The organism is Hydrogenophaga sp. LT287 (genome assembly GCF_055702805.1).
In genome coordinates this window covers 143039-166598 of sequence record NZ_JBVPZC010000004.1, presented here as the reverse complement: position 1 = coordinate 166598, position 23560 = coordinate 143039, and the positions used below count along the sequence as shown (strand labels likewise).

The 23560-nt window shown below is 64.0% G+C and carries 24 protein-coding genes and 3 tRNA genes; 12 read left to right on the top strand and 15 right to left on the bottom strand.

Annotation, left to right across the window (positions count from 1 at the left end; translation table 11 throughout):
- Position 1 precedes the first annotated feature (1 nt).
- A complete protein-coding gene (locus AC0GNR_RS05730) occupies positions 2-1045 on the bottom strand; it encodes an N-acetylneuraminate synthase family protein (protein WP_472900036.1) in 1044 nt (347 codons plus the stop codon).
- The gene (locus AC0GNR_RS05725) at positions 1045-1746 is read right to left on the bottom strand and encodes an acylneuraminate cytidylyltransferase family protein (protein ID WP_472900035.1); all 702 of its coding nucleotides are present in this window, start codon (positions 1744-1746) and stop codon (positions 1045-1047) included. Before AC0GNR_RS05725 ends, AC0GNR_RS05730 begins: the two co-directional genes overlap by 1 nt.
- Positions 1747-1799: 53 nt before the next feature.
- Between AC0GNR_RS05725 and AC0GNR_RS05720 the strand changes: the two genes are divergently transcribed.
- Together AC0GNR_RS05720 and AC0GNR_RS05715 are read left to right on the top strand one after the other, a co-directional pair.
- Positions 1800-3179 carry a 3-deoxy-D-manno-octulosonic acid transferase gene (locus AC0GNR_RS05720; RefSeq protein ID WP_472900034.1) on the top strand — a complete coding sequence of 460 codons (1380 nt, stop codon included), beginning with the start codon at positions 1800-1802 and terminating at the stop codon, positions 3177-3179.
- The gene (locus tag AC0GNR_RS05715) at positions 3176-4459 is read left to right on the top strand and encodes a 3-deoxy-D-manno-octulosonic acid transferase (protein WP_472900033.1); all 1284 of its coding nucleotides are present in this window, start codon (positions 3176-3178) and stop codon (positions 4457-4459) included. Before AC0GNR_RS05720 ends, AC0GNR_RS05715 begins: the two co-directional genes overlap by 4 nt.
- An 11-nt stretch (positions 4460-4470) precedes the next feature.
- On the opposite strand, the gene AC0GNR_RS05710 is transcribed toward AC0GNR_RS05715, so the two are convergent.
- Positions 4471-5853, bottom strand: a complete 1383-nt coding sequence (locus AC0GNR_RS05710; protein ID WP_472900032.1) for a phosphomannomutase/phosphoglucomutase — start codon at positions 5851-5853, stop codon at positions 4471-4473.
- 134 nt (positions 5854-5987) lie between these two features.
- On the opposite strand from AC0GNR_RS05710, the gene AC0GNR_RS05705 reads away from it, so the two are divergent.
- The 4 genes from AC0GNR_RS05705 to AC0GNR_RS05690 are packed head-to-tail and all read left to right on the top strand — an operon-like array spanning position 5988 to position 9175.
- Entirely contained in the window at positions 5988-7532 is a 1545-nt protein-coding gene (locus AC0GNR_RS05705; RefSeq protein WP_472900031.1) for an AlkA N-terminal domain-containing protein, read from the top strand.
- A complete protein-coding gene (locus AC0GNR_RS05700; protein ID WP_472900030.1) occupies positions 7529-8068 on the top strand; it encodes a methylated-DNA--[protein]-cysteine S-methyltransferase in 540 nt (179 codons plus the stop codon). Before AC0GNR_RS05705 ends, AC0GNR_RS05700 begins: the two co-directional genes overlap by 4 nt.
- Entirely contained in the window at positions 8053-8964 is a 912-nt protein-coding gene (locus AC0GNR_RS05695; protein ID WP_472900029.1) for a DMT family transporter, read from the top strand. The genes AC0GNR_RS05700 and AC0GNR_RS05695 overlap by 16 nt, the downstream gene beginning before the upstream one ends.
- Positions 8965-8995: 31 nt before the next feature.
- Positions 8996-9175 (top strand): hypothetical protein, encoded by a 180-nt coding sequence (locus tag AC0GNR_RS05690; protein WP_472900028.1) that lies wholly within the window; start codon positions 8996-8998, stop codon positions 9173-9175.
- An 81-nt stretch (positions 9176-9256) separates the two neighbouring features.
- Here AC0GNR_RS05690 and AC0GNR_RS05685 read toward each other — a convergent pair.
- From AC0GNR_RS05685 to folC, 9 genes are all read right to left on the bottom strand, one after another.
- A tRNA-Asp gene (locus AC0GNR_RS05685) sits at positions 9257-9333 on the bottom strand.
- A 56-nt stretch (positions 9334-9389) separates the two neighbouring features.
- Positions 9390-9465, bottom strand: a tRNA-Glu gene (locus AC0GNR_RS05680).
- Positions 9466-9538: 73 nt separating this feature from the next.
- Positions 9539-9614, bottom strand: a tRNA-Ala gene (locus tag AC0GNR_RS05675).
- A gap of 78 nt (positions 9615-9692) precedes the next feature.
- Positions 9693-11081, bottom strand: a complete 1389-nt coding sequence (gltX, locus tag AC0GNR_RS05670) for a glutamate--tRNA ligase (protein WP_472900027.1) — start codon at positions 11079-11081, stop codon at positions 9693-9695.
- A 43-nt stretch (positions 11082-11124) separates the two neighbouring features.
- Entirely contained in the window at positions 11125-12351 is a 1227-nt protein-coding gene (locus AC0GNR_RS05665; RefSeq protein WP_472900026.1) for an O-succinylhomoserine sulfhydrylase, read from the bottom strand.
- Between the two features lie 33 nt (positions 12352-12384).
- Positions 12385-13887 carry an amidophosphoribosyltransferase gene (purF, locus tag AC0GNR_RS05660; RefSeq protein ID WP_472900025.1) on the bottom strand — a complete coding sequence of 501 codons (1503 nt, stop codon included), beginning with the start codon at positions 13885-13887 and terminating at the stop codon, positions 12385-12387.
- 61 nt (positions 13888-13948) lie between these two features.
- Positions 13949-14431, bottom strand: coding sequence for a CvpA family protein (locus tag AC0GNR_RS05655; RefSeq protein WP_472900024.1), 483 nt, complete (start codon positions 14429-14431; stop codon positions 13949-13951).
- Positions 14432-14462: 31 nt separating this feature from the next.
- Positions 14463-15197 (bottom strand): SPOR domain-containing protein, encoded by a 735-nt coding sequence (locus tag AC0GNR_RS05650; protein WP_472900023.1) that lies wholly within the window; start codon positions 15195-15197, stop codon positions 14463-14465.
- Between the two features lie 45 nt (positions 15198-15242).
- Entirely contained in the window at positions 15243-16604 is a 1362-nt protein-coding gene (gene folC / locus AC0GNR_RS05645; RefSeq protein WP_472900022.1) for a bifunctional tetrahydrofolate synthase/dihydrofolate synthase, read from the bottom strand.
- Positions 16605-16660: 56 nt separating this feature from the next.
- On the opposite strand from folC, the gene AC0GNR_RS05640 reads away from it, so the two are divergent.
- From AC0GNR_RS05640 to AC0GNR_RS05625, 4 genes are all read left to right on the top strand, one after another.
- Complete coding sequence (locus AC0GNR_RS05640; RefSeq protein WP_472900021.1) at positions 16661-17005, top strand: ArsC family reductase; 345 nt, start codon at positions 16661-16663, stop codon at positions 17003-17005.
- Positions 17006-17059: 54 nt separating this feature from the next.
- Positions 17060-17377, top strand: a complete 318-nt coding sequence (gene ppnP / locus AC0GNR_RS05635) for a pyrimidine/purine nucleoside phosphorylase (protein ID WP_439112705.1) — start codon at positions 17060-17062, stop codon at positions 17375-17377.
- Positions 17378-17390: 13 nt separating this feature from the next.
- The gene (gene argG, locus AC0GNR_RS05630; protein ID WP_472900020.1) at positions 17391-18725 is read left to right on the top strand and encodes an argininosuccinate synthase; all 1335 of its coding nucleotides are present in this window, start codon (positions 17391-17393) and stop codon (positions 18723-18725) included.
- A gap of 478 nt (positions 18726-19203) precedes the next feature.
- Positions 19204-19920 (top strand): Crp/Fnr family transcriptional regulator, encoded by a 717-nt coding sequence (locus AC0GNR_RS05625; RefSeq protein ID WP_472900019.1) that lies wholly within the window; start codon positions 19204-19206, stop codon positions 19918-19920.
- Between the two features lie 228 nt (positions 19921-20148).
- Here AC0GNR_RS05625 and murB read toward each other — a convergent pair whose 3' ends face one another.
- A complete protein-coding gene (murB, locus tag AC0GNR_RS05620; RefSeq protein WP_472900018.1) occupies positions 20149-21201 on the bottom strand; it encodes a UDP-N-acetylmuramate dehydrogenase in 1053 nt (350 codons plus the stop codon).
- Positions 21202-21240: 39 nt separating this feature from the next.
- Here murB and AC0GNR_RS05615 point away from each other — a divergent pair, with 39 nt between their 5' ends.
- Together AC0GNR_RS05615 and AC0GNR_RS05610 are read left to right on the top strand one after the other, a co-directional pair.
- Positions 21241-21726, top strand: a complete 486-nt coding sequence (locus AC0GNR_RS05615) for a YajQ family cyclic di-GMP-binding protein (protein WP_472900017.1) — start codon at positions 21241-21243, stop codon at positions 21724-21726.
- Between the two features lie 107 nt (positions 21727-21833).
- Positions 21834-22478 carry a retropepsin-like aspartic protease family protein gene (locus AC0GNR_RS05610; protein WP_472900016.1) on the top strand — a complete coding sequence of 215 codons (645 nt, stop codon included), beginning with the start codon at positions 21834-21836 and terminating at the stop codon, positions 22476-22478.
- 60 nt (positions 22479-22538) lie between these two features.
- Here the strand turns inward: AC0GNR_RS05610 and AC0GNR_RS05605 are convergent, their stop codons facing one another.
- Both AC0GNR_RS05605 and plsY read right to left on the bottom strand, forming a co-directional pair.
- Positions 22539-22904 carry a RidA family protein gene (locus AC0GNR_RS05605; RefSeq protein WP_472900015.1) on the bottom strand — a complete coding sequence of 122 codons (366 nt, stop codon included), beginning with the start codon at positions 22902-22904 and terminating at the stop codon, positions 22539-22541.
- Positions 22901-23527: a glycerol-3-phosphate 1-O-acyltransferase PlsY gene (gene plsY, locus AC0GNR_RS05600; protein WP_472900014.1), complete on the bottom strand. Its 627-nt coding sequence runs from the start codon at positions 23525-23527 to the stop codon at positions 22901-22903. The genes AC0GNR_RS05605 and plsY overlap by 4 nt, the downstream gene beginning before the upstream one ends.
- Positions 23528-23560: the final 33 nt, after the last annotated feature.

The following is a 23560-nucleotide window of genomic DNA, read 5'->3' as shown; positions in this document are numbered from 1 at the left end:
TTTACGCGGGCTGAACACCATCGAGGTCGCTCCACAGCAGTTGCTGGTTGCGCTTGACGGCGCGCGTGAGGCGCGAGCCGATGAGGCGGTCGAAGTGCTGCACGGAGATTTCACCCGAGCCCGGGCGGCGTGCCCAGATATCGGCGGCGGTCACCAGGTGGCCGGCCGCAAGGTCTTTGTCGGCCACCACCGAGCCGCGGGCAAAGCGGTACACGTCTTCTTCGGGGGCGGTGCGCACCTTGGGGTTGTTGAGCGCAATCTGGATTTCGCGCGATCGGTCGATCAGGAACCGGAGTTCTGCCGGGTCCATCGAGCAAATGATGTCCGGGCCCTTGCGGTAGCGCGTGTCGGTGAAATGGCGCTCCAGGATGCAGGCGCCCAGTGCCACGGCGGACAGGGCCATTTCGGGGCCAATGCTGTGGTCTGAAAAGCCGATGACAGCACGTGGAAAGGCATTTCGCAGCTCGGTAATGCCTTGCAGGCTGACGATTTCAGGCGGTGAGGGGTAGAGGTTGGTGCACTCCAGCAGGGCGTAGTCAATGCCGGCGTCGTCGAGCACTTTGACCGACGGGCGCATGCTGTCGATGGTCTGCATGCCGGTGCTCATGATGATGGGCTTGCCGAAGCTGGCAATGTGCCGGATGAGCGGCAGGTGGTTGCATTCGCCCGAGCCGATCTTGAAGCCGGCCACGCCAATGTCGTTCAAAAAATCGGCTGCAGCACGCGAGAACGGCGTGGAGATGTAGATCATGCCCAGCGCTTCGGCGTGCTTTTTCAGGGCAATTTCATCGTCTTTCGACAGGGCGCACCGGGCCATCACCTCCCAGATCGACACGTCGGCATTGGGCGGGAAAATGCCCTTGGCCTCGTCGGTCATTTCGTCATCGACAAAGTGCGTCTGGTGCTTGACCATTTCGCAGCCGGCCTTGTGCGCGGCGCTGACCATGGCCTTGGCCACATCGAGGCTGCCGCCATGGTTGATGCCGATTTCGGCGATAACCAGTGGCGGCTGGGCGAGGGAGATTTCTCGGTGAGCGATTTTCATCATGAAGTTCCTGCGGGAAGACCAGTGAGGAGCGCTTCGCAACGCTCGAAGTCAGGGAGATTATCGATGTCGTGGCTGCGCTCGGGCGGCATGACAATGCTGCCCATGCGCTGGGTAACAAAACCTTGGTTGTCCAAAAACCACTGGGCCTGCATGGCGTAGACAGCGCCGTTGGGTTTGTAAACAGCAGGTAGGCTCTGGCGGTTGGCAAAGCAGTGTTCGGGGCGCGACAAGGGGACAAAGCGGCCGTCTTCGATCTGCCCCCACTTCAAAACGCCTCGGTCAGCTTCTGTGACGGACAAGACGAGATCGAACTCGCCACTGGACAGACTGCGCAAGGCAGCTTGCACGTCGTCCATCACACGCAGGGGCGAAGTGGCTTGCAGCAGCACCACCGCCCCGCTCACTTTTTCGGTTTGCAGCGCGTGCAACAGCACTGGCGCCATCGAGACGGTGTCGCCGCACAATGCGTTTGGGCGGTGCAATGTGGTCACGCCGCTGGGGAGATCGGCGTTCAGCACCTCGATGATGTCGGTGCTGATGAGCACGCGGCTGGCACCTGCTGCCAAGGCAAGATCCACCGCATGGCGGTAGAGCGGCTTGCCAGCCAGCAAACGGGTGTTTTTTCCGGGCAGGCCCTTGGAGCCCCCGCGAAGGGGAATGATGGCTGTCCAGGGTGTCGATGGCGGTGTGACGAGCATGGGCCTAACTATACTGAAGCGTTGAGCCACCAAATGGCGCCCGTTTTTGCACCATGAACCAACCACCTCACCTTGCCGCACCGCCTTTTCCCAGCTGGGGGCTGGGCTTGATCATCAGGGCATATGAGTTGATGTGGCACCTGCTGCTGCCCTTGGTCTGGGTGTTGCTGTGGCGGCGAGGGGCCAAGGAACCCATGTACCGGCAGGGTTGGAACGAGCGATTTGGCGCAGTCCACTGCGCTTTGACGAACCCGGTCTGGGTCCATTCGGCGTCAATGGGTGAAATGCGGGGAGCCGCGCCCTGGGTGCACGCGCTGCTGGCACAAGGCCATTCGGTGTTCATCACCACGCTCACCCCTGCGGGTCGACTGACGGCACAACAGCTGTTTGGTGCAGCCATGCAGGAAGGGCGCCTGCAACTGGCTTACGCCCCGCTAGAGCTGAGTTGGGCGGTACGCCGGTTTTTGGCCCGCGTGCGGCCCTGCTGCGCGGTTATGACCGAAATTGATACTTGGCCGGTGTTGCTTGCAGCGGTACGCCGCGCCGGCGTGCCGCTGGCCATGGCCAATGCCCAATACCCCCGGGCCAGCTTTGAGCGCGATCAGCGCTGGGGAGGCTTTCGGGCCCGGTTATTCAAAGCGTATGAGCTGGTGATGTGCAAGTCACACCTGCACGCGCAGCGCTTTGAAAAAGTGGGTTGCCCACGGGTCGCCATCGTGGGCGAGACGCGGTTTGATCTGCCCGTGTCAGCCAGCCAGCTGGAAGCGGCTGGCAACACGCTTCTGACCTATCGTCTCCACGACCGGCCGGTGGTGTGTTTTGCCAGCGCCATTGTGGGCGAGGACGGCATTTTTATTGGCGCCATGCAAGCCATGCAGCGCGCAATGGCACAAGCGGGGCGCCCCGCCCCGTTGTTTGTGTATGTGCCGCGAAGCCCGCAGCGTTTTGATGCAGTGGCCGAGCTGATGCTCGCGGCAGGGCTGCGGGTGGTGCGACGCAGCCAGGCGCTGGATGCGAAGCTGCAATGGCAGCACACACCCGACTGGGCACAAACCGAGGTGCTGCTGGGCGACTCCCTTGGCGAAATGTATTTTTACCTGGGGTTGAGCCAGGTGGTGGTGGTGGGTTCATCGTTTGGCGACAAAGCAGTCCACAACATCATTGAGCCGCTGGCGATCAACAAGCCGGTGTGGACCGGGCCCAGCGTGCGGGGCATTGAATACCCGGCACTGGAGGCCATGGAGGCCGGTGTGCTGCACCATGCGCAAGATGGTGACGATCTGGCTCGGCAGCTCACAGCGGTCCTGGCTGAACCCAGCGCGTATGCGGCGCTGGTGCAAAAGACGCAACACTTCAATGCCACCCATGCCGGATCGGCTGCCAAGCACATGGCGGTGTTCTCAACCTGGCTGCGAGCGCGCTCCACACCATGAGCTTGTTTCGACCCCGCGCTTTGCGCTTCTATGGCGCCATGTTTGAGGCACTTTCGCCCCTCTGGCGCTGCTGGCTCAAACGCCGCCTTCACCAGGGCAAGGAAACACCGAAGAGCCTGGACCAGCGCTGGATGCGCCACGCACCTGCGCGCCCACAGGGCACGCTGGTGTGGGGCCATGCGGTCGGCGTGGGTGAGGCCCTGGCCTTGGCGGGCTTGCTCAAAAGACTGCATGAGCAACGCCCAGATCTGCACTTCCTGATCACCACCACCGCCCGCACCTCCGGCGAGGCGCTGGCGCGGCAGCGGTTGGGACCCCACTTTACTCACTGGTTTGCGCCAGTGGACACGCCCAGCAATGTGGCCAAGTTTTTGACTCACTGGCAACCTGACTTGGCCTTGTGGTGCGAAATGGACCTGTGGCCGGCCCTGATAGATGCCACGGCCCAAAGGGGTATGCCGCATGTGCTAGTCAATGCACGGTTGAACGACGCTTCAGCCGCCAAACGGCGCTGGGGACGCAATCTGTATGCACCGCTGCTCGCTGGTTTTAACGCCATCTGGGCACAAAACGCCGAAACGGCTGGCCATCTGCAAGCACTTGGAGCACGGGCAGATCGGGTCGAGATCACAGGCACCATCAAGGCCATGGTCCCCCCACCTGCGGCCGACACCGACGAGCTGCAACGCTGGCACACCGCGCTGGAAAGCCGTGTGGTGTGGGTGCTGGCCTCAAGCCACCCGGGAGAAGAAGAGCTGGCACTGGCTGTGCACGCCCTTTTGCGCCGCAAATACCCGGATGCTCTGCTGGTATTGGTCCCACGCGACGCAGGTCGCGGCCCGATGGTGGCGGACCTGTGTGGCCCAGCCACCCCGTTGCGCAGCCAAGGCGCCATGCTGCCCACAGAAGCCGCATGCTACGTAGCAGACACCATGGGCGAGCTGGGGCTGTGGTACCGCCTGAGCCGCGTGGCCATGGTGGGCGGATCGTGGGTGTCCGTGGGTGGACACAACCCGTATGAAGCCACCACCCTGGGCAACACCGTTTTGCATGGGCCTCTGGTTCACAACTTCAGCGAAAGCTATGCCGACCTGGATGCTCAGGGTTTGAGCGTGCTGGCCTCTAGCCCCGAGTCGCTCGCGGCAGCCGTACGCGAGGTGTGGGCTGCCACCCAGGTGACCGGGCCACAGCTGTGCGCCGATGGACCCGCCAACAGGGAGCGAAGCGCTGTGCACATTGCAGACCTTCTGGCCCTGCTGCCTTCAGCGAACGCGCCTTAAACCAACGTGCCTCAGTGCGCGCTGGCGCCCACCACCGCGTCGGGCTTGGCCTGCTTCAGTAAAGCGAACATGGCAGTTTCTATGCGGTGTAGCGCCTCAGGCGTGTGCCCTTCAAACCGCAGCACGAGCACCGGTGTGGTGTTGGACGCGCGGATCAGACCAAAACCGTCGGGCCAGTCCACGCGCACGCCGTCGATGGTGGAAATCTTGGCGGGCGCGTCGAACCGGGCCAGTGCAACCAGTTGCTCCACCACCGCATGCGGCTCGCCTTCGGCGCAGGCCACGTTGAGCTCAGGTGTACTGAAGCTGGTGGGCAGCGCGTTCAGCACCGCATTGGCATCGGGGCTGCGGCTCACAATTTCCAGCAGACGCGCACCAGCGTAGCTGCCATCGTCAAAGCCGTACCAGCGCTCCTTGAAGAAAATGTGGCCGCTCATTTCGCCACCGAGCGGGCTGTCCAGCTCTTTCATGCGCGCCTTGATGAGCGAGTGACCGGTCTTGTAAATGTGGGCCACGCCGCCTGCTGCCTCAATGGCTGGCGCCAGACGCTGCGAGCATTTCACGTCAAAAATGATATTGCCGCCGGGTACGCGCGAGAGCACGTCTTGGGCAAACAAAATCATCTGGCGGTCGGGGTAAATGTTGTGGCCTTCTTTGGTCACGATGCCCAGGCGGTCGCCGTCACCGTCAAAGGCCAGGCCCAGCTCGGCGTCGGTTTCGCGCAGCACACGCATCACGTCTTGCAGGTTTTCAGGCTTGCTGGGATCGGGGTGGTGGTTGGGAAAGTTGCCGTCCACTTCGCTGAACAGCTCCACCACCTCACACCCCAGCGCCCGGAACAGCGCGGGCGCCGAAGCGCCGGCCACGCCGTTGCCACAGTCCACCACCACCTTCATCGGGCGGGCCAGTTTCACGTCACCCACAATGCGGTCGGTGTAGGGCTTGAGCACATTCACCAGGCGCACGCGCCCACCCTCGGCGAGTTGGTGGTTTTCTGCCTCAATGATGCGGCGCAAAGCCTGAATGTCGTCGCCGTAAATAGCACGCCCACCCAGCACCATCTTGAAGCCGTTGTAGTCTTTGGGGTTGTGGCTGCCCGTGACCTGAATGCCGCTGCTGCACAGCGTGTTGGCCGCAAAATACAGCATGGGCGTGGTGGCCAGGCCCACATCGATCACGTCCACACCCGCCGCCACCAGGCCGCGAATGAGTGCCGCAGCCATGCTCGGGCCGCTCAGGCGGCCATCACGCCCCACCGCCACGGTGCGCTCACCCTGGCGCATGGCCACCGTGCCAAAGGCCAGGCCCAGGGCTTCGGCCACGCCTTCGTTGAGCGTGCTCGGCACAATGCCGCGAATGTCATAGGCCTTGAAGATGGATGCGGCGACTTGCATGGTGTTTTTCCCTGAACGCTTGGAGTGCCGGCATTGTAGGGGGCACGGCTTGCGGAAACACTTTGCTGGAGCACCTGAGAAGCTTGTCCGGAAATGGCCAGTCAGGGCGGCCGTACCGGCTTACCATGTGCCCCATGAACCGCCCTGTGAACCTCGATGACGGAGCCCGCTACCGCGCGCTGTGCTCGCACGACGCGCGGTTCGATGGCCGTTTTTTCATCGGGGTCACCTCCACCGGCATCTACTGCCGCCCAGTCTGCCGCGTGCGCACGCCGCGGCGCGAAAACTGCCGCTTTTTTGACCACGCGGCGCAGGCCGAGCAGGCAGGGTTTCGACCCTGCCTGCGCTGCCGCCCCGAACTGGCGCCGCTGGACCGCCACTGGTCTGCTGAGGACGCCGGCGCCATCCTGGCCCGCCAGGCCATGTGCTTGCTGGACGACCCACAAAGCTGGACTTCCGCCGCCGCAGAAGGCACGGCCGTTAGCCGGCTTTCAGCGCGGCTGGGTGTGAGCGATCGGCACTTGCGCCGCATTTTTGAGGCACACATCGGGGTCTCACCCCAGCGGTATTTGCAAACCCGCAAACTGCTCATTGCCAAACAATTGCTCGCCGACACGCGCTTGCCGGTGTCGCAAGTGGCGCAGGCCAGCGGCTTTGCCAGCCTGCGGCGCTTCAACAGTGCCCTGCAGGCCCACTACGGGCTCAGCCCCACGCAAATGCGACGCAGCCAGCCCACACCCCACGCCCACGAAGCGGCACACGCAGGCACCACCGTACACCTGTCGTGGCGCCCGCCGTACGACGCCACAGCCATGCTGGCGTTTCTGGCCGCGCGGCAACTGCCCGGTGTGGAATGGGTGCAACCCGAAGCGCTTAGCCTGCACCGCACCGTGCGGCTGGTGGTGGGCGGTCAAGTGCACACCGGCTGGCTGATCGCGCAGTTGCAGCCTGCGGCCCACCGGCTGGAGTTGCGCGCCAGCGTCAGCCTGCACGCCGTGCTACCCAGCCTGCTCTGGCGAGTGCGGGCGCTGTTTGACCTGGACGCCGACCCGCAAGCCATCAACGCGGTGCTGCACCCGCACTTCCCCACCGGCGACGGCTTGCGCGTGCCGGGAGGTCTGGACGGCTTCGAGCTGGCCGTGCGCGCGGTGCTGGGTCAGCAGATCACGGTGGCAGCGGCGCGCACCCTGGCTCAGCGCCTGGTGGAGCGCTTTGGCGTACCCATCGACACACCGTTTTCGGGCCTGAACCGCCTGTTTCCGTCGGCACACACCCTGGCCAACGCGGAGCCCCAGGCTTTGGGCGAGCTGGGCATCGTGCGCCAGCGCCAAGCCGCCATCCAGGGGCTGGCCCGAGCCGTGGCAGACGGTTCGCTGGACCTGGACGGCCAAGCCGATCTGTTGTCGACGCTACAGGGCTTGCAGGCGCTGCCTGGCATCGGTCCCTGGACGGCGCACTACATCGCCCTGCGGGCCCTGCGCTGGCCAGACGCCTGGCCCACGGGCGACGTGGCGCTGCACCAGGCCCTGGGTCTGAACCACCGCCTGGGCGCCGCCACCCGGCGCCAGGCCGATAGCTTGGCCAGCGCCTGGCGACCCTGGCGCAGCTACGCGGTATTGCGCACCTGGGCTGGCACCTACCTGGGACCGGCCACTGCCCCACTGGAACCCACCCCATGAAAAAAACCCCGATTTTGGTCAAAACCACGGTGACATCACCACTTGGCAACCTTTTGCTGGCAGCCAGCGCACAGGGTTTGGCTGGTGTCTGGTTCACCAACCAGCGCCACCTGCCAGCTGACAGCCTCATCGACAGCTGGCCCACCGATGCCGGCCACCCGGTGCTGCAAGCCGCAACGCAGCAGCTCACCCGCTATTGGGCGGGCGCGTTGAACGCCTTCGACCTGCCGCTGGACTTGTCAAGCGGCACGCACTTTCAGCAATCGGTCTGGAACGCCTTGCTCACCATACCCGCCGGCCACACACAGCGCTACGGCGAGCTGGCCAGCCAGATCGGCCGCCCCGCGGCAATGCGCGCTGTGGGTACCGCCATTGGGCGAAATCCCTTGAGTATCGTGGTGCCTTGCCACCGGGTGGTCGGAGCGGACGGCTCACTCACCGGCTATGCTGGCGGGCTTGACCGCAAGGCCGCCCTGCTCCGCCTGGAGCAGGGCGCTGGTCTCTTTTCGACACCCTCCCCATGTCACCCACCCTGATTACCGAATTTTTCCTGCTCGCCGCGCTCTGGGGCTCTTCGTTTCTGTTCATGCGCTTGGGCGCTGCCGAGTTTGGTGCCCTGCCCACCGCTGGCTTGCGTGTGACGATGGCAGCACTGTTTTTGTTGCCCGTCTTTCTGGTCAAAGGCGTCTGGGCCGACTTCAAACAACGCGCCAAACCCATCCTTTTTGTGGGCCTGCTCAACTCCGGCATTCCCTTTGCCTTGTTCGCCTTTGCGGTGATGCACATCACCACCGGCCTCACGTCCATTCTCAACGCCACGGTGCCGCTATCGGGCGCGCTGGTGGCCTGGCTATGGCTCAAAGACCGGCCGAGCGGCTCTCGCATGCTCGGTTTGCTGATTGGTTTTGTGGGCGTTGCGTTGCTGGTGGTCGGCAAATCGGGCTTCAGCGCAGCCGGGGTAGCCGGCTCAGGTGCCTCCGGCACCACCTTGCTGGCCATGGGAGCCTGCCTGCTGGCCACCCTGTGCTACGGCCTGGCGGCGAGCTTCACCAAGCGCTACCTCACCGGCGCTCACCCGCTGGCCACCGCCACGGGCAGCCAGATGGGAGCAGCACTGGGCCTCGCCCTGCCCACGCTCTGGCTGTGGCCCGCCCAGCCCGTGAGCCTGAGCGCATGGGGTGCCTTGGCCGCGGTCGCGCTGTTTTGCACGTCCATCGCCTACATCCTGTTCTTTCGCATCATCGCCAAAGCCGGCCCCAGCCGGGCCCTCACCGTGACCTTTCTGGTGCCAGTGTTTGCGCTGATGTACGGCGCACTGTTTCTGGGCGAAAGCATCACCGCCTGGATGGTGCTCTGCGGTGTCGTCATTGTGTGCGGCACAGCGCTGTCCACCGGACTGGTTCGGCTGCGCTGGCTGGAACGCGCCACATGAGCCTTCGCAAGATTGGACACGAGGAACAGCCATGAACTCAGCGCGCCACAAAAAACTGCGGCTCAAAACACCCAAGCCCCGCAACCCGCTGGTGGTGCCGGCGGCCAAACGCAAAGCTGGAGCCCACGGCAAGAGCACGGCAGCGCAACGGCGTGCCGAAAAAATGGCGCTACAGAAAAGGGATTGGAACGCCCAAAAAGACGGTGACTAACGCGCAACGACACGCAAGACACAACCAACAGGCAAGAAAAAACCGCCCAAATCTTACGACTTGGACGGTCTATCATTTTACTGGCGGAGTGGACGGGACTCGAACCCGCGACCCCCGGCGTGACAGGCCGGTATTCTAACCAACTGAACTACCACTCCGCAGTGGTGCAGCTTTTGCCTGATTCTTTAAAGCTTCAGGCCAAGTGCCACAAACTTGGCGACCCTACGGGGATTCGAACCCCGGTACTCACCGTGAAAGGGTGATGTCCTAGGCCTCTAGACGATAGGGTCAAAACCTTGGAACTAACCGAGCTTTGTATTATATCACCGATAAAAACCGGCTTTAAGACACAAAACTAAATTTTGGTGGAGGTAAGCGGGATCGAACCGCTGACCTCTTGCATGCCATGCAAGCGCTCTCCCAGCTGAGCTATACCCCCACAGGGTTTGTCGTTTTGCGCTTCTAAGTTATTCACTGATCAGTGCATCCCGCCAAGCCTCAAATTATAGGACAAATTTCAAGCGTTTTGCAATCTGTCCAAAATTGTTTGTTGTTTTTGCAATTCAAGCACCGCGTCCAGCGACGGCGTCTGGGCGGTGCCCATGACGAGCACACGCACCGGCATGGCCAGTTGCGGCATTTTCAACCTGTGCGCAGCCAACACCTCTTTGATGGCTGCTGAAATGGCTGCACGTTCCCAGGCACAGGTGGCCAACTTGGCGGCCAGCGCCAGCACCGCAGGGCGCACGGCATCGGTCACATGCTGTGCGTGCTCGTCAGGGTTCGGGGTGATGTCGGCGTAAAACGCTGCCGCCCAGTTGGCCAGGGCCACGGTGGTGTCGCAACGGTCTTTGAACAAGGCGCAAATGCGGGGTAGGCGCTCGTCAACCAAGATGCCGCGCTTCTCCAGTTGCACGGCCACCAGCGGGGCCAGGGCGTTGTCGTCCATGGCCTTGAGGTGCTGCGCATTGACCCAGCGCAGCTTGGCCTCGTCAAACTGGGCGGCGCTGCGGCCCAGGTGATCCAGGTTGAACCATCCGAGGAACTGAGCCCGGCTGAAAATTTCGTCGTCACCGTGGCTCCAGCCCAGGCGGGCCAGGTAGTTCACCATCGCGTCGGGCAGGTAGCCTTCGTCGCGGTACTGCGTGACGGGTTTGGCGCCATTGCGCTTGCTCATTTTTTCACCCAGCTCGTTGAGCACGGTGGGCAGGTGGGCGTACACCGGCGGCTCTTTGCCGAGCGCCTTGAAGATGTTGATCTGGCGCGGCGTGTTGTTCACATGGTCGTCACCGCGGATCACGTGGGTGATGGCCATGTCAATGTCGTCCACCACGACGCAAAAGTTGTAGGTAGGCGTGCCGTCCGGCCGGGCGATCACCAGGTCGTCAAGCTCGTCATTACGGATTTCGATCAGGCCCTTGACCTTGTCGTCCCACGCCACCACACCGCCCTGCGGGTTTTTGAAACGCAGCACCGGGCGCACGCCCTCGGGCACTGGCGGCAGCACCTTGCCGGGTTCTGGGCGCCAGGTGCCGTCGTAACGCGGCTTTTCCTTGTTGGCCATCTGGCGCTCGCGCAAGGCGTCCAGCGCTTCCATGCTCATGTAGCACGGATACACATGGCCGGCGGCCACCATGTCGGCCAGCACCGCCTTGTAGCGGTCCATGCGCTGCATTTGGTAGAACGGGCCTTCGTCGTGATCCAGGCCCAGCCACTTCAGGCCTTCAATGATCACGTCCACGGCGGCCTGCGACGAGCGCTCCAGGTCGGTGTCTTCGATGCGCAAGATAAACGTGCCGCCGTTGGCACGGGCAAAAGCCCAGGGGTACAAGGCCGAGCGGATGTTGCCCAGGTGAATGAAGCCGGTGGGCGACGGGGCGAAACGGGTGCGGATGGGCGTGGTCATGTGTTGGATCGGTGGCAGCGGCTTGGCGGGCAAGGGCGCTGTGTCAAATACTGGAAAGGCCGCGGTCCAGGTCGGTCTGGATATCGGTGATGTGCTCCAAACCCACCGCCACGCGAATGAGGCCCTGGCTCACGCCGGCCAGTTGGCGCTGCGCTTCGGTCAGGCGGCCGTGCGAGGTGCTGGCGGGGTGGGCAACCAGTGTTTTGGTGTCGCCCAGGTTGGTTGAAAGCGACAGCATCTGCATCGAATCGAGCACATGGAAGGCGCGCTGGCGTCCCTGGTCGGCGTCAGCCGCCTTCACCTCGAACGACAACACAGCACCGCCGCAGCCGGACTGCTGCGCCATGGCGAGTTCGTGCTGCGGGTGGCTGGTGAGGCCTGGGTAATGCACCCGTGCAACCGCCGGATGCACTTGCAGCCACTGCGCCAGCGCCAGTGCGCGAGCCGACTGCGCCTGCATGCGAATGTCCAGCGTCTCCAGCCCTTTGAGCACCACCCAGGCGTTGAACGGCGCCAGCGTCATGCCGGCGCTCTTCATGATGGGCAGAAAACTCTTGGTCACCAACGCCTGGCTGGCACACAGCGCGCCGGCCATCACGCGGCCCTGGCCGTCCAGGTATTTGGTCCCGGAATGCATGATGATGTCGGCACCCAGCGCCATGGGGCGCTGCAGCGCTGGCGTGGCAAAACAGTTGTCCACGCAGAGCAAGGCGCCGGCGTTGTGGGCAACGTCGGCCAGCGCGCGGATGTCGCACACATCGGTGAGCGGGTTGGTGGGCGTTTCGGCAAACAGCAGTTTGGAGCTGGGCTTGATGGCGGCTTTCCAGGCGTTCACGTCGGTCTGCGACACGAAACTGGACTCGACACCGAACTTGGCCAGGTCGGTGCCAATGAGCTTGATGGTGGAGCCAAACATGGAGTGCGAGCAGATCACATGGTCGCCCGCCTTGAGCAGGCCCATGCACATCAGCAAGATGGCCGACATGCCCGAGGCGGTGGACATGCAGGCCTCGGCGCCCTCGAGCGCGGCCAGACGCTGCTCCAGGCTGGCCACGGTGGGGTTGCCGTAGCGGCCGTAAGTGAAGCCTTCTTCGTCGCCGGCAAAGCGCCGGGCCGCCGCTTCGGCGCTGGGCTGCACGTAGCCGCTGGTCAGGTACAGCGCTTCGGAGTTTTCACCGTACTGGCTGCGCTCCACCGCCGCGCGCACGGCGAGCGTGTCGCGGTGCAAGCCTGCCAACGCATCGCCGTGGGCCGGGTTCTCTGTGTTCATGTTCAAGCTGTCTTCAGAAAAGGCCTGCACGCATCAAGCGGTCTGGGCGTTGGGCAAGGCCAGGCGCGAGGTGTCTTCCTCGCCCTCTTCGCTGTGGTCGCGGCCGGCGTTCATGCGCGCGATGTCTTCCAGCGTGATGTCGCCGGTGACGTACACACCGTCAAAGCACGAGGCGTCAAAGCCGGCGAGCTTGGGGTTGAGCGAACCAATGGCCTGCTTCATGGCGTCCACATCCTGGTAAATCAGCGCGTCGCAGCCGATGCTGATGCGGATTTCATCAACCGTGCGGTTGTGGGCCACCAGCTCGTCGGGCGTGGGCATGTCGATGCCGTAGACGTTGGGGTAGCGCACCGGCGGCGCGGCACTGGCCAGGTACACCTTGCGCGCACCGGCGTCGCGCGCCATCTGCACAATCTCGCGGCTGGTGGTGCCGCGCACAATGGAGTCGTCCACCAGCAGCACGTTGCGGCCCTTGAACTCGCTGGCGATCACGTTGAGCTTCTGGCGCACCGACTTTTTGCGCACGCCCTGCCCCGGCATGATGAAGGTGCGGCCCACGTAGCGGTTTTTCACAAAACCTTCGCGGTACGGCAAGCCCAGCAGCTGGGCGAGTTCCATGGCGCTGGGGCGCGAGGACTCTGGAATGGGGATGACCACGTCGATTTCGTTCGGCGGCACGGTAGACACCACGCGCTTGGCCAACGTTTCACCCATGTTCAGGCGGGCCTGGTAGACGGAGATGCCGTCCAGCACCGAATCGGGCCGGGCCAGGTACACATACTCAAACACGCAGGGGTTGTGGCTGGTTTTTTCGGCGCACTGCTCAAACTGCATGTTGCCGTCCAGGTCCACAAACAGCGCCTCGCCGGGCATCACATCGCGGTCGAGTTCAAAGCCGTTGCCCTCCAGGGTGACCGATTCGCTGGCCACCATCACACCGGCCGGACTGCGGCCCACACACAGGGGGCGGATACCAAAGGGATCGCGAAACGCCACCAGGCCGTGCCCCGCAATCAGGGCAACCACTGCGTAAGACCCGCGCACCCGCTGGTGCACCCCACGCACGGCAGCGAACACGTCGGCCGGTTTCAGGGTGATGCCACGGGTGACCTTTTCCAGCTCGTGCGCTAGCACGTTGAGCAACACCTCGGAATCGCTGTCGGTGTTGATGTGCCGGTGGTCGGTCTGAAACAGCTCCTTTTTCAGCGCCTGGGCGTTGGTCAGGTTGCCGTTGTGCACCAGCACCAGGCCAAACGGCGCGTTCACGTAAAAAGGCTGCGCTTCTTCTTCGCTGTAAGCGTTGCCCGCGGTGGGGTAGCGCACCTGGCCCAGGCCGCAGTTGCCGGGCAGCGCCCGCATGTTGCGGGTGCGAAACACATCGCGCACCATGCCTTTGGCCTTGTGCATGAAAAATTTGCGGCCCTGCTGGGTCACGATACCGGCAGCATCTTGGCCGCGGTGCTGTAACAGCAGCAACGCGTCGTAAATCAGTTGATTAACCGGCGCCTGGCTGACCACGCCCACGATTCCACACATGTTTGATCCTTGACGAGAAACGAAAAATTCAGACTAAAACCACAGCGCTCTGAAGCACGGCTCAGGGCAGATAGCGGGCCACGGCCTCGGGCAACAAAGGCTTCACCTCGTGCAGCGTGGCAGAGAGCACACCCGCCCCGCGAGAGGCCTGCCATGCGCCTTGCTGCAAGGGCGTCATGCTCACCACCACCGCAACGCCGAGCAAGATCACGACACCGCGCACCAGCCCAAACGCACCACCCAGCACCCGGTCTACCGGCCGCAGGCCCACCGACTCCACCAATTTTTTAACCACCCAGGCCACCAGACCGCCCGCAAAGGCCGCCACCATGAACACCACCGCAAAACCGGCTGCCAGCTGCAGCGGGGCTGAAAAACCGTCCATGGGCAGCCAGGCAGCCACATCACTGGCGTAAGCCTGGGCCAGCACAAACGCCGCCACCCAGCCCGCCACGGAAATCACCTCGTACACCAGCCCGCGCCACAAACCCAGCACAGCCGACAGCAACAGCACGGCCAGCAAGGCCCAATCGATCCACACCATGGGCATCAGGCCCGGGCCGCTGCGAAAGGCATCACAGCGTGAGAATGGCCGCAGGCAAGCCCAGCGCCTTCACGCGCGCGGCCGCTTTGTCGGCCTCGGCTCTGGACGCAAACGGACCCACCCGCACCCGGATGCGCTTGCCTTCTGATGTTTCGGCCACATGGGTATAGGTCTTGAGGCCAGCGCGTTCCAGCTTCAGACGCACTTCGCGGGCCCGGGCAGCGTCGGCAAACGCGCCCACCTGCACCACAATGCGCTCGGCCGATTCAGCGGGCTTGCCTTCCAGCAGCGCTTTAGCGCGCGCGGCTTCGGTGGCGCTGGCTTTGGCAGCCGCTGGCGGCGGCGCTGCAGGTTTGGCGGATTCGGGCTGCACTTCGGGCGCCGGGGCCTGTTTGGCCGGTGAAGCTGCAGGGCGCACGCTTTCAACCACCTCTTCGCGAGCGCTCAGGCTGTCGCTGGTGGTCACGCCGCTGCCTGCACCCGCAGCGGGCTGCTGGGTTTCGGCTGGCGCGGACGGGCTAGTGGACGGTGATGTTTTGGCGGCCTTGAGGGGCGCGACCGGGTTCTTGGCTGGAATCTCGATGGGAATGTCCACCGAAATCGGGCGCGGCTGGGTGTCAAACAACAAGGGAAAACCCAGCACGCCCAACAGCACCAGCACCGCAGCCCCAATGAGGCGGTGGCGGGCGCGCCGGCGCACGGCCTCAATGCTTTGGGGCGGGTGTGTCGCCGGGTTGCCCTGGGAGCCTGAACGGGATTTGAACATTCGCGGTAGAGACCCTGACACCATCAACGCCTGGCGATAACGGCCTCAGGAAACAAGGTGTTTGGCGGACATTCGAGGTACGCCGTCCTGCAAAACGCCGCCCACGGTGAAGAACGAACCGAAGACCACGATTCTATCAGCGGGGTCTGCCTGCGCCACGGCTGCGCGCAGCGCCTCCATCGGGCTGGCATGGCAGCCGGCCACCCGGGTTTTGCCCCCGGGCGCTGTGGCCGGGGTGTTGTTGAGCACCTGCGCCAGCGCATCGGCCTTCATGGCGCGTTCCAGCGGCAGGTCGGTCAGGTGCCAGTGGTCGATCAGCGGCGCAATGCGCTCCAGCATGGCGGGCAGGTCTTTGTCGGCCATGGCGCCAAACACAGCGTGGGTGGTGGGGTAGTAGCCCATGGCATCCAGGTTTTCGGTGAGCGCGGCCACCGAATGCGGGTTGTGGGCCACGTCCAGCACCAGGGTGGGCGTGCCAGGGACGATCTGGAAACGACCCGGCAGCTCCACCAGCGCCAGCCCGTTGCGCACCGCCTGCGCCGTCACGGGCAGGCGCGAGCGCAGCGCTTCCACAGCTCCCAGCACACCCGAGGCGTTCACCAGCTGGTTGGCGCCGCGCAGCGCGGGGTAAGCCAGGCCCGCATAACGCCGCCCGCCGTGCGATGGGTGCATGGCCCAGCCCCACTGCTGCTGGTCGCCGGCGAAATGGAAGTCTTTGCCCAGCCGCCACAAGTCAGCACCCACTTCCAGCGCACGGTCCAATATGCTTTGGGGTGGCACCGGGTCGCTCACCACCACCGGGCGCCCGGTGCGCATGATGCCGGCCTTCTCGTAGCCAATGGCTTCGCGGTCGTTGCCCAGCAGGGCCATGTGGTCCAGCGCAATGCAGGTGATGACAGCGCAGTCGGTGTCGATGATGTTCACCGCGTCCAGCCGGCCGCCCAGGCCCACTTCCAAAATGGCGACATCGAGCCCGCTGCGCGACAAGGTGCGCAAAATGGCCAGGGTGGTGAATTCAAAGTAGCTCAGGCTGACCTCTTCCTGGTCAGCACCCTGCCCCTTGCGGGCCGTTTCCACTTCGGCAAAGGCGGGCAACAGTTCTTGCGTGGCCACCGGTTCGCCGGCGATGCGGCAGCGCTCTTCAAAATGCACCAGGTGCGGCGAGGTGTACACCCCGGTGCGGTAGCCCGACTGGGTGTAAACCGCTTCCAGCATGGCGCAGGTGGAGCCCTTGCCGTTGGTGCCAGCCACGGTAATGACCGGGCAACCCATGGCCAGGCCCATGCGCTGGGCCACGCGCTGCACGCGCTCCAGCCCCATGTCGATGGTGACGGGGTGCAGGCGCTCGCAGTGGGCCAGCCACTCGGGCAGGGTGTGGGGGTGGGAAGGCAGATCGATGTTGAGCATGCGCCGATTGTCCCATTGCGCTTGGTGCAGCCAAGGCATCAAGGACAATCTGCGACATGACCACGATTTACGGCATCCCCAACTGCGACACCGTCAAAAAAGCCCGCACCTGGCTGACGGACCATGGCGAGGAACACCAGTTCCACGATTTCAAAAAACAAGGCGTGCCCGAGGCGGCGCTGGACCAATGGCTGGCCGCGCTGGGCTGGGAGCCCCTGGTGAACCGCAAAGGCACCACCTGGCGCAAGCTGGACGAAACCACACGCGCCGCCGTGGTGGACGCCGCCAGCGCACGAGCACTCATGTTGGCGCAGCCCAGCGTGATCAAGCGCCCGGTGGTGCAGTGGGCCGACGGCGTGACCGTGGGCTTTGACGCCGAGGCTTGGGAAAGCCGTCGCTGAACGCGAAACGCCCGGCCTAAAATCAACGTTTTCGCCTTTACATTTTCTCCGCCCATGACCACCACCCACATCGACGGCGTGACCGTCACCACCCAGGCCAGCGTGTACTTTGACGGCAAGTGCGTCAGCCACGGCATCACTTACCCCGACGGCACGAAAAAATCGGTCGGCGTGGTGCTGCCCGCCGCGCTCACCTTCAACACCGGCGCGCCCGAAATCATGGAATGCGTGGCCGGCGGCTGCGAATACAAACTGGCCGGCACCGACGCCTGGCTCAAGTCCGGCCCCGGCGACACGTTCGCTATCCCCGGCAACAGCAGCTTCGACATTCGGGTGACCGAGCCCTACCACTACATCTGCCATTTCGGCTGATCGGACACAGAACATGGCCACCATTCTTCAAAACCTGCCCACACAGCAGAAAGTCGGCATCGCCTTTTCCGGCGGCCTGGACACCTCCGCTGCCCTGCTGTGGATGAAGCAAAAAGGCGCAATCCCCTACGCCTACACCGCCAACCTCGGCCAGCCCGACGAGCCGGACTACGACGAGATCCCGCGCAAGGCCATGCAGTACGGCGCCGAACAGGCGCGCCTGATCGACTGCCGCACCCAGCTGGCGCACGAAGGCATTGCCGCGCTGCAGTGCGGTGCCTTCCACATCAGCACCGCCGGCGTGACCTACTTCAACACCACGCCGCTGGGCCGCGCCGTCACCGGCACCATGCTGGTGGCCGCCATGAAGGAAGACGACGTCCACATCTGGGGCGACGGCAGCACCTACAAGGGCAACGACATCGAGCGCTTTTACCGCTACGGCCTGCTCACCAACCCCAGCCTGAAGATCTACAAGCCCTGGCTCGACCAGCTGTTCATCGACGAACTGGGTGGCCGCGCCGAGATGAGCGCCTTCATGACGGCAAACGGCTTCGGCTACAAAATGAGCGCCGAAAAAGCCTACAGCACCGACAGCAACATGTTGGGTGCCACGCACGAAGCGAAAGACCTGGAGCACCTCAACAGCGGCATTTCCATCGTCAACCCCATCATGGGCGTGGCGTTCTGGAAAGACGAGGTTGAAGTCAAGCGCGAAACCGTGACGGTGCGCTTTGAAGAAGGCCAGCCGGTCGCCCTGAACGGCCAGACGTTTGACAGCCTGGTGGACCTGATCCTGGAAGCCAACCGCATCGGTGGGCGCCACGGCCTGGGCATGAGCGACCAGATCGAAAACCGCATCATCGAAGCCAAGAGCCGCGGCATTTACGAAGCCCCCGGCCTGGCGCTGCTGCACATCGCCTACGAGCGCCTGGTCACCGGCATCCACAACGAAGACACGATCGAGCAGTACCGCATCAACGGCCTCAAGCTCGGCCGCCTGCTCTACCAAGGCCGCTGGTTCGACCCGCAGTCCATCATGCTGCGCGAAACCGCCCAGCGGTGGGTGGCGCGCGCCATCACCGGCGAGGTCACCATCGAACTGCGCCGCGGCAACGACTACTCGATCATGAACACCGAGAGCCCGAACCTGACCTACGCGCCCGAGCGCCTGAGCATGGAAAAGGTGGAAGACGCACCGTTCACGCCGCTCGATCGCATCGGCCAGCTGACCATGCGCAACCTCGACATCGTGGACACGCGAGCCAAGCTGGGTATTTACGCCAAGAGTGGACTGCTGTCGCTGGGTGAAGGGGCGCAAATGCTCCGACTGGAAGGCGATAAGTAATCCGTCGCACTGCTCAACGAAAAACGGCCCTCAAAGGGCCGTTTTTTATATTGATTACACACAAACTCGGCGGATTCAAAAGTGAAGTGCAACACCCTGGATTTCACTGAACAATGGCGGAATGTTGCGGGCTGAACGTCTCTGAGGCCTGAACCGGGCTCGCTTGATGTGCGGAGCGGAAGCAGTTACAACGAGATCTCGATTTTGGTGGCGAGGTCCAATCAGGGTTGACGCCACTGCCTGCAGGCAAAAGGCAGGACATGAAACCGCTGCGGCCGAGCAGGATGGGGCCGAGCGGATCGTCGCTGAGCGCCGTGGCCATCGCGCGCTCGCCGCCGGGGCCCCTTTGACGCGGTAACCGGCCCTCAGGGCTTCGACAAGCGAGGCGATGTTGGCCGGCGTGTCATTGAAGACAAGGATCGTTTTCTTGGGCAGCCCGCTCACTTGGGCGAGCTGAATCGAAACAAGGGGGTGGCAGATGAACATCGAACTCGGTTTCTACGACGGGCTTTCGGCCGTCTCGTACGGCTTGCTGACGCTGTCGTACATGATGCGCGACATCGCGTGGCTGCGGGTCATCACGGTGTTCGCCTGCCTGATCGACTTCATCGTCTACTACTTCATTCGCCCCGGGCAGCCCATGTGGGTGCAGATCGGCTTCAACGTCGGCATCGTGTTGATCAACGGCTACCAGCTCTGGCTGTTGTACCGCGAGCGGTCGATTACGGACCTGACGGAAGACGCCGCAGCGCTGTACCGCAAGACCTTCTCCGTGCTGACGCCGGTCGAGTTCCGGCACCTGCTGCAAATCGGCCGCCAGAGGGCTCTCGCCGACGGTGAGGCGCTGGTGGAGGCGGGCCGCCCGGTGGACGGGGTTGCAGTGGTTACCCGCGGCCGGCTCGCGGTCAGCCTGAACGGCCACCCCATCTCCCAGGTGGAGGACGGCGGCTTCGTCGGCGAGGTCAGCTACCTGACCGACCGGCCAGCGTCGGCCGATGTGCACGCGGCCGGGCCGGTGCAGGTGTTCGAGCTGCCGCGCGAGGCGCTGACCCAACTGCTCGACAAGCGCCCTGAATTGAAGAGCAAGCTCGAAGGCCTGTGGGGGCGCTTGCTGGCGGACCGCTTGCGTATGCTGACCAACAAAGTGGGCGCGGCGCCGCCGCCGACGGCCTTTGAGTGGGCGCCGACTTCGTAGGCGGGGTATGGGACACACCTCGAACACCCGAAGGCCGCGAGCACCATGCAAAGGGGTCTTGCCTTTTGCCCTCCTGCGCGGATTCCTCGGCGAAGTCCACAAAAACGCGCGACAGTCTGACCCTGCATGGAGGGAGGCGCCCGATCCCCTGCTCTCACTTTCCAATGCCCCAAACAGAAAGGCGCCCCGTGGAGTGCCTTTCTTCGATGTGTCAATGACCGGTGTCTGTCAGATCACCACCGGCTCCGGCTCCAGCAGGATGCCGAAGCGCTCGTACACGCTGGTCTGGATGGCTTTGGCCAGCGTCATCACCTCGCCGCCGGTGGCGCCACCCCGGTTCACCAGCACCAGCGCCTGGCGTTCAAACACCCCGGCGTTACCCACGCTTTTGCCTTTCCAGCCACAGGCGTCTATCAGCCAGCCTGCGGCCAGTTTGATGCTGCCGTCGGGCATGGGGTAGTGCACCACTTTGGGGTCGCGCGCAATGATGTCGGCGCACTGCTCTTCGTTCACGGTGGGGTTTTTGAAGAAGCTGCCGGCGTTGCCAATGACGGCCGGGTCGGGCAGCTTGGCGCGGCGAATGGCCACCACCCAGTCAAATATCTGGCGTGCGTCGGGCGCTGAAATGCCGGTCTCGGCCATCTTGCGTTCCAGATCCAGGTAGCCCAGCACCGGCTTCCAGGGCTTGGGCAGCCAGAACCGCACCCGCGTGATGAGCGCCCGCCCGGCCAGCCCCAGGCCCTTTTCACCCGCTGGCGCGTGCTTGAACACCGAGTCGCGGTAGCCAAAACCGCACTGCGCGGCGTCGAGCGTGAAGGCTTTGCCGGTGTGCAGGTCGATCGCGTCCAGCGAATGAAAGCGGTCTTGCAGCTCCACGCCGTAGGCCCCAATGTTTTGCACCGGCGAAGCGCCCACCGAGCCGGGAATAAGCGCCAGGTTTTCCAGCCCCGGCCAGCCTTGGTCCAGCGTCCAGGCCACAAAGGTGTGCCAGTTTTCACCGGCTCCGCCTTCCACCAGCCAGCCTTTGGGGGTTTCTTCCACCAGGCGGCGCCCGGCGATTTCGACCTTGAGCACCAGCGGCTTCACGTCGCCCGTGATCACGAGGTTGCTGCCGCCCCCCAGCACAAACGGCGGTGCGGCGGCGGTGTCGGCAGCCCAGTCGGCGCTGCCCATGAGTTGAAGCACATCGGCCTCGGAGCGCACGCGGGCCAGCCGCTGCGCACGGGCCACGATGCCAAAGGTGTTGTAGGGCTGGAGCGCCACGTTGTTCTCGACTAACATCGTTGGATTGTCTCACCCACGCTCTCTGGAATCCTCACCATGCCCTCTTTTGACACCGTTCTCGAAGCCGATTTTGTAGAAGTGAAAAATGCCGTTGAACAGGTGGCGCGCGAAATTGGCACGCGCTTTGACTTCAAGGGCACCAGCGCCGCCGTTGAACTTAAAGAGAAAGACATCACCCTGTTTGGTGACGCCGACTTTCAGCTCCAGCAGGTGGAAGAGGTGCTGCGCAACAAACTGGCCAAACGCAACGTGGACGTGCGCTTTCTGGACAAAGGCAAGGTCGAAAAAATCGGCGGCGACAAGGTCAAGCAGGTGGTCAAGGTGCGCAACGGCATTGCCACCGAAGATGGCAAAAAGATCCAGCAGGCGCTCAAAGCCAGCAAGCTCAAGGTGCAGGGCGCCATCCAGGGTGACGCGGTGCGCGTGACCGGCGCCAAGCGCGACGACCTGCAGGCGGCCATGAATGTGATCAAGGCTGAGCTGAAAGACCTGCCGCTGTCGTTCAACAACTTCCGGGATTGAACGTGCCCACACGCTCCGCCGCTTCGCGGGTCGCGGCCCCCCAAGGGGGCGCGCTCGCCTTGGGGCGGCACAGCCGGGCCTTCGGCGCCCGCTGATCCAGACACCCCATGCCCACGCCTTTGCTGCCTGCACTGGTCCTCGCGCTCGCCGCGGGTTCGTCGTTGGCGCAGTCGGTGGCGCTCTCGGGCGTGGCGGGCGCCAAGGCGCTGCTGACCGTGGACGGCGCGGCGCCCAAGTTCGTCAGCGCCGGCCAGACGCACCAAGGCGCGAAACTGCTGAGCGTGCAAGGCGAAACCGCTGTGGTGGAGGTGAACGGCCAGCGCCAGACCCTGCGGGTGGGCGACGCACCCGTGAGCGTGGGCAAGCGCACAGGCGACGCGGGCGCGCAGCGCATCGTGCTCACGGCCGACAGCCAGGGCCACTTCATGCCGCCGGGCCAGATCAACGGCCGTGCGGTGCAGTTCATGGTGGACACCGGCGCCACCCTGGTCATCTTGAGCGAAGCGGACGCCAAACGCATCAACCTGCCCTTCGAGCAGGGCCAGAAGGTGCGGGTCAGCACCGCCAACGGCGGCGCGGTGGGCTACCAGGTGCGGCTGGACTCGGTGAAAGTGGGCGACGCCCAGGTGTTTGCGGTGCCCGCCATCGTGCTGCCCCAGGCCATGCCTTATGTGCTGCTGGGCAACAGCTTTCTGACCCGCTTTCAGATGCAGCGCAACAACGACCAGCTCACGTTGGAGCGGCGTTTCTAGGCCTCCCATCGCCGGTTTCACTCTGGGGTGGGTGGAGCATCTTCGCTGGCTGGCGACGTATCAGAGCGGCTCGTTCTGCGCAGCGGTCACCACGATCTCGATCTTCCAGGCCCGGTCGGCCAGCGCCGCTTGCACCGTGGCGCGCGGCGGGGCGGTGCCGGGCACCACCCAGGCGTCCCACACCGCGTTCATGGCGGCAATGTCGTTGATGTCGCTCAGGTAAATCTGCGCCCGCAAAATGCGCGACTTGTCGCTGCCGGCTTCTTGCAGGCGCGCCTGCACCTGGTCCAGCACATCTTGCGTCTGGCCTGTAACGTCGGTGTCGCCGCGCTCGGGCACCATGCCGGCCAGGTACACCACGCCCTGAAACACCGCCGCCTCGCTGTACCGCGCGGCCACACCGTGGCGCACCAACTCGTTGCTCATTTTTTTGCTCCCAGTTTGCTTTCTTTGCCCGCCAGCAAACGGTTGATGTTGTCCGCGTGGCGCCACACCAGCAGCACACCCATCACAGCCAGGCTCAGCACCATCACACCCGGCGCGCTCCAGGCTACGCGGTCGCCAAACAGGTAAAACGCTGGCGCAAACACCGCCGTGACGATGGAGGCCAGCGACGAATAGCGAAAAAAGTAGGCCACGATCACCCAGGTGAGCAGCGCAGCCAGGCCCAGCCAGGGCTGAAAACCGATGATGACGCCCGCCGCTGTAGCCACGCCCTTGCCGCCCTGAAAGCGAAAGAACACCGGAAACAGGTGACCCAGAAACGCGGCCAAGCCCACCAGTGCCACCGTACCGTCACCCAGGCCGTAGGGCTCGCCCCACCAGGCCACGGCCACCACGGGCAACCAGCCTTTCAGAGCGTCCAGCAGCAGCGTGACCACCGCCGCAGCCTTGTTGCCCGAGCGCAGCACGTTGGTGGCACCCGGGTTTTTGCTGCCGTAGGTGCGCGGGTCGTTCAGCCCCATGACGCGGCTGACCAGCACCGCAAAGGAGAGCGAGCCGACAAAATAAGCGGCCACCGTGGCCAACAGGGGGTATGCGAATTCCAAACAAAGCTCCTCGTGGTGTGACGGCTGGTGGTT